The organism is Candidatus Stygibacter australis, assembly GCA_030765845.1.
GTDB classification, from domain to species: Bacteria; Cloacimonadota; Cloacimonadia; order Cloacimonadales; family TCS61; genus Stygibacter; species Stygibacter australis.
On the sequence record JAVCDJ010000018.1, the window covers coordinates 1 to 6,280 of the forward strand.

3 protein-coding genes are annotated in these 6,280 nt (G+C 39.5%); all 3 read left to right on the forward strand.

Translation table 11 applies throughout. The features are described from left to right. Positions 1 to 1,910: hypothetical protein (locus tag RAO94_00950; GenBank protein ID MDP8320896.1), on the forward strand; the 1,910-nt coding region annotated here is incomplete at its 5' end. A gap of 54 nt (positions 1,911 to 1,964) precedes the next feature. Further along, positions 1,965 to 4,799, forward strand: coding sequence for an excinuclease ABC subunit UvrA (uvrA, locus tag RAO94_00955; GenBank protein MDP8320897.1), 2,835 nt, complete (start codon positions 1,965 to 1,967; stop codon positions 4,797 to 4,799). 19 nt (positions 4,800 to 4,818) lie between these two features. Next, on the forward strand, positions 4,819 to 5,622 hold the full coding sequence (locus RAO94_00960) for a 2,3,4,5-tetrahydropyridine-2,6-dicarboxylate N-succinyltransferase (GenBank protein ID MDP8320898.1): 804 nt from the start codon (positions 4,819 to 4,821) through the stop codon (positions 5,620 to 5,622). The last annotated feature ends 658 nt before the right edge of the window (positions 5,623 to 6,280 follow it).

The following is a 6,280-nucleotide window of genomic DNA, read 5'->3' on the forward strand; positions in this document are numbered from 1 at the left end:
TTTTATATGTGACCTTTAATCAGATTGGAAAGTCAATATCAGTGCCTGATTTATCAAAAATAGCCTTTGCTCTGGGAATTATCGGTATTTTATATTATCATTTCAAAGACAAAGTGAAGGGAAGAACCTGGCTGCTTGCTGTTTTCCTTACTATAATTGCTTTCAGCACTCATATCTTCCTCCTGGTAAGAAGTACTCACAGACCTTTCATTAATGAAGGGTATCCTCACAATTGGGACCTTTTTAAAAACTACGTCCTGCGTACTCAATATGGCACCACCTCCTTCTTCACCCGAAATGCAGGTTTGTGGCATCAGTTTAATCACAGCTTCCTGAGATATTTCGGCTGGCAATTCTTTCATACTGATTCCATTTCGGCTCTGTTTGGTATTCCATTAAAAATTACTCAATCTCTCTTTCATGCCCTGGTGTTAATACTTGGTTTGAATGGGATTATATATCATTATAAGAAAAATAAGCATTCTTTTGCTTATCTGCTGGCATTTTTCCTGATGGCTTCTCTGGCAATGGTATTTGTGATGAACCAGAAAGTACAGGAAGTCAGAGACAGAGATTATTTCTTCGTTACTGCATACAACATCTGGGCTATCTGGATGGCTATCGGCAGTTTGGGATTTATTAAAGAAGCCTGGAATAAAAGTAAGCCTATCGGATATGTTATCCTGATAATTGCTCTCCTGTTACCGGCTCTTAATTTTACATCTCAATACTGGATTCATGACAGACACAAAGAACTTGTAGCTCTGGGATATGGACAGAATATTCTGAACAGTCTGGAAGAAAATGCTATAATTTTCACTAATGGTGATAATGATACTTTCCCTGTATGGTATGCTCAGGCTGTGCAAGACCCAAATGCCCAGGAATACCTATGGGAAGCAAAAGATATCAAACCCACAACCAAAACAAAAGAAATTATTGATTCTGCCATGCAGTTCAAAGATTCCACTCTTGCTGGTATCAGAAGAGATGTTAGCGTAGCAAATCTCAGCCTGTTAAATACTCCCTGGTATATCAAGCAATTACGCGATAATGAAGGTATTGAGTTCAATATGCCTGTGTGGCATATTGATAACAGCCAAACAGATCCGGCCTCAGCACTCTATCCTCGGCGTCTTCCCAAAGATACACGCGTTAGAATTTCTGGAAATGATGTAGCCCCAGGTTTTGATATAATTATCAAGGAAGACGAAGTACTCTACGTAAAAGACCTGGCAGTTATCCAGATAATAAAAGATAATTATGGCAAAAGACCAATATACTTTGCCGTAACCGTTTCAGAGACATCCGGTTTTGGCAAGAATCTGCGTAATGAGGGTATGGTCGATAGACTTGTGCCTACTGCGAATAATGATCAGTTTGATATTGAGAGACTTACAGCAAATATTGACAGTGTATATACATATGCCAGCATCTTTGATGATACCGTGTATAAAGATGATAATATGCTGAGGCTGCTGAATAATTACGGTGCTGCATATATGCGAGCATCCACTTATTACAGATTAGATAATGACTATGAAAATGCTATCTATTATATGAAGGAATCATTGACTTTTATTCAGGAAAGACAAAGATTTTATCGCACTCTTGCCTCTTTATACTCTGAATCCGGTATTCAACTGATGGATATGTCTGAACGCGTACCTGAGGAATCAAAGCAGCAGTATCAAGATGAAGCTTATGCCAGATTTGAAAATATGATTTATTATAACCGATATAATAAGGATCTGCCAAATATTATTTATTCAATTGCTCTCGATTATAAAACTTATCAGCGCTCAATAGATCTTCTTTATAAGCTGACTGCTTCTGCCCCGGAAGGTCATGATATTGATGAGATCAATAAATTGATCAAGAATCTGGAAAGTTTGAAGATTGAAGAGTAGAAAATATAGCACTATTCTCTAAATCCGCCTGATCATCAGGCATCAGGATCTTAAATGATAAAAAATATTGTTATTAAAGGGGCACATGAGCATAATCTGAAGCATATCGACCTGGTGCTGCCCCGTAATAAATTTATTGTCTTCTCCGGTGTTAGCGGATCAGGCAAATCATCTCTGGCATTTGACACTCTCTATGCAGAAGGACAAAGGCGTTATGTGGAATCTTTGTCATCTTATGCAAGACAATTTCTGGGACAGATGGAAAAGCCCAAACTTGATTATATTGAAGGGCTTTCTCCGGCTATTTCCATTGAACAGAAAGCTGCCAGTAAGAATCCCCGCTCGACGGTGGGTACCGTTACCGAGATTTATGATTATCTCAGAGTTCTATTTGCCAGGATTGGTGAGCAGCACTGCTATAATTGTGGTGATCTGGTTGGTTCTCAAACCGTTGATCAGATTATCCAGTTTGTGCTTGATAATCCCCAAGGTACTAAGATACAGATACTGGCACCTATTGTAAATAACCGTAAAGGTGAACATAAGGACGAGATTGAAGACGCCAGGAATAATGGATTTGTCCGTATCAAGATCAATGGTATCATCCATAAGCTTTCCGAAGATATCAGGCTGGATAAAAAAAGTAAGCACACAATTGATGTCGTGATTGATCGCCTGGTAATCGATGACGATATTAAAACTCGACTTACTGATTCCGTAGAAACTGCTCTTAAACTCACTGATGGTTCCGTTAAAATTGATTATGTAGATGCTAATGAAGAAGTGCTTCTTACTGAATCTAATTCCTGTGCCAAATGCGGAATTGGTTATCCAGAGCTATCACCACAGCATTTCTCTTTCAATAGTCCCCTGGGAATGTGTCCTGCCTGCAATGGGTTAGGAAACAGAGTAGAATTTGACCCTGATAAAATCGTTCCTCATCCGGAACTTACTATCATGCAGGGAGCTTGTGAACACTGGGGAATACTTAATAAAAAGCGCTCCAGCTGGACTTTAAGAATATTAAAAGCTGTAGCAGAGGCACATGATTTCAATTTGAGCACTCCCTGGCAGGATTACCCCGAAAATATCCGGAAACTCCTTATGTATGGTGCAAAAAGAAAGAAATTCCTGGTGAAATGGAATGCCGCATCCGGAAGTAAGGGTGAACTGAATATCAAATTTGAGGGATTGATCCCAACCCTGAAGCGACGTTTTGCTGACACTTCCTCAGAAGCCGCCAAACGCTATTATATGCAATATATCTCTGACAAACCCTGCAATGTATGTGGGGGTAAAAAATTACGCCCGGAAAGCCTGGCAGTCCTTATAAATGGATATAATGTTCACCAGGTGACAAGCTTATCAATTTCTGAGTGCCGTAGTTTTTTTGAAAAACTGAAGCTGGAAGGTAACCGCAAGTTGATCGCAACAGAAGTGCTGAAAGAAATTAAAAATCGTCTGAGCTTCCTGGAAAATGTGGGTTTACACTACCTGACTCTTAATCGATCAGCACCTACTCTCTCTGGTGGTGAATCCCAGCGTATCCGATTAGCCTCGCAGATCGGCAGCAGTCTGGTGGGTGTGATGTATATTCTGGATGAGCCCAGCATAGGGCTGCACCAGCGTGATAATCATAAATTACTTAAAATGCTCCTCCATCTCAGGGATATTGGCAACACTGTAATCGTGGTAGAACATGATGAAGATATAATCCTAAGTGCAGATCAAATAATAGATTTCGGACCCCATGCAGGTGTATTGGGAGGTGAGATCATTTTCCAGGGCACTGTAAACCAGATCAAGAAATCTCTCACTTCAATTACCGGCAAATACCTGTCCCAACGACTAGAAATTCCCATTCCTGATGAACGACTGAAACCTGATCAAAGGATGCTCACAGTCAAGGGTGCAACTCAAAATAATCTTAAGAACCTTGATGTCGATATTCCTGTAGGTCTATTTACTTGTATTACTGGTGTTTCGGGTTCAGGAAAAAGTTCTCTGCTTAACCAGATCATCTATCCAACAGTTGCTAATCTTTTGCATCGCTCACAAAGAAAAACCGGTAAACACAAAGAAATTTTAGGAATTGATAACTTTGATAAAGTAATTAATATCGATCAGCAGCCCATTGGCAGAACTCCCCGCTCAAATCCGGCTACTTATATCAAGCTATTCGATCCCATCAGGAAACTCTTTTCGGATCTCCCCTCATCTCAGATCAGAGGTTACTCTCAAGGAAGATTCTCTTTCAATGTAAAGGGGGGACGTTGCGAAGCTTGTCGAGGTGCCGGAGTAAAACAGATTGAAATGCACTTCCTGCCTGATATATTTGTCACCTGCGAAGTATGTGGAGGAAATCGCTATAATAAAGAAACCCTCTCAGTGCGCTACAAAGGCTATAATATCTCCGAAATCCTTGATCTGGACGTACAGCAGGCACTTGAAGTTTTTGATAAAATTCCTACAATTGCTCGAAAACTAAAAACTCTTATGGATGTCGGGCTGAATTACATCAAACTCGGTCAAGCATCTACAACCCTGTCTGGTGGTGAAGCCCAGAGGATCAAACTCGCCCGTGAATTAAGCAAAACAAGCACGGGAAGTACTCTTTATATTCTCGATGAACCTACTACCGGACTCCACTTTGATGACATCAAAAAACTCCTCAATGTTCTCCATCGCCTGGTTTCTATGGGAAATACTATCCTGGTTATCGAACATAATCTCGATGTGATCAAATGCGCTGATCATATTATTGATCTGGGTCCTGAAGGTGGAGATGCCGGGGGCTATATCATTGCTCAAGGTACTCCGGAAGAAGTAATGGCAAATCAGGCTTCATTTACTGGTAAGTTCCTAAAAAACCACCTGACAAAGAAATAATTAATTCTTAGGAATGAATATGAAAAAAATTATTGAATCTGCCTTTGAATCTGGAAACCTTACTGATTTCCAGAAAATCTTCCCCGATTTCCTGAATGCTCTGGAAGCTGGATCGATCAGATCCGCTCAAAAATCTAAAGATGAATGGATAACCAATACCTGGGTGAAAAAGGGCATCCTTTTAGGATTCAAGTTAGGCTCCATCATTGAATACAAGATTTCAGAGACAAAAGTATTTCTGGATAAAAGCACATATCCTGAACGCAATTTCACGCTGGAAGATAATATCAGGCTTGTTCCCGGAGGCTCCAGTGTTCGCAGAGGAGCTCATATTGGCAGATCAGTAATCATGATGCCACCCATGTATGTAAATGTGGGTGCCTATATAGATGACGGCTCTCTTATAGATTCTCATGCTCTGGTTGGCACCTGTGCCCAGGTTGGCAAAAACGTGCATATCTCTGCTGCAGCTCAACTCGGGGGCGTTATTGAACCAGTAGGTGCAAATCCCGTGATCATTGAGGATAATGTGTTTGTAGGGGGAAATTGTGGTATATATGAAGGTGTGATCGTCAAAGAAAATGCCATCATTGCCGCTGGAGTGATCCTTACTGCAGGAACACCAGTATTTGATGCCGTAAATGGTAAATTCCTGCCCAAACAAACCGGTAAGCCCGTGATCATTCCGGAAGGCTCTGTTGTTATCTCCGGCACCAGAAAACTCTCAAATCACCCTGATTTCGCTGCCTACTGCCCAATTATCATCAAATACAGGGACGATAGATCAGATACTTCAGTTGAATTAGAGGACCTTATCAGATAATTCATGGTTCTCTACCTGTCAAATTATTCCTACCTTCTGTAAATACCTCAGATCTTTGATATAATCTCTTCATTTTCCACTCATATCTGTTTATAGCTCCATCTGTATTGAAAAATATCGGATCAATTTTACATTATCTATTTTATTATAATACATACTTTATATCTACATCACGCTGTTTTCGGTCATTATATTGCATATTCTGTTACATTTCTATACTATAGTATTGATATTTGCTGCTATCCATCAATAATATACACTTTTCTGATTATTCTTAGCTAACTAAAAGATCTAAGGTGGAACAACAAAGCACGTACTGACATTTTTTTGTTATATTGTGCCTTGTTGTTCCAACTGTTCTACACTTAGGGAGATGAAATTATCGAGTTAAATTCTATTTTTGATAAGAATATCAGCAATTCCTTAACACGATTTTATCCAGCAGTTGATTTTGAAGATCCAGGGAGTGATAATTCAGGATAAATCTCCTGAAGAGAAATTTGGAGATTTGACAGTAAAACACATGCAGATACTTTATTTTTTTTTAGAAACCGTTTTTTTTCTTATAATGTAGAGTCGATCAGGAGGGGCTTCACTGAATATATATGCAAATATAATTCATTAATTTACAGTAAGTAAGAAAATAAAGCTTGACATG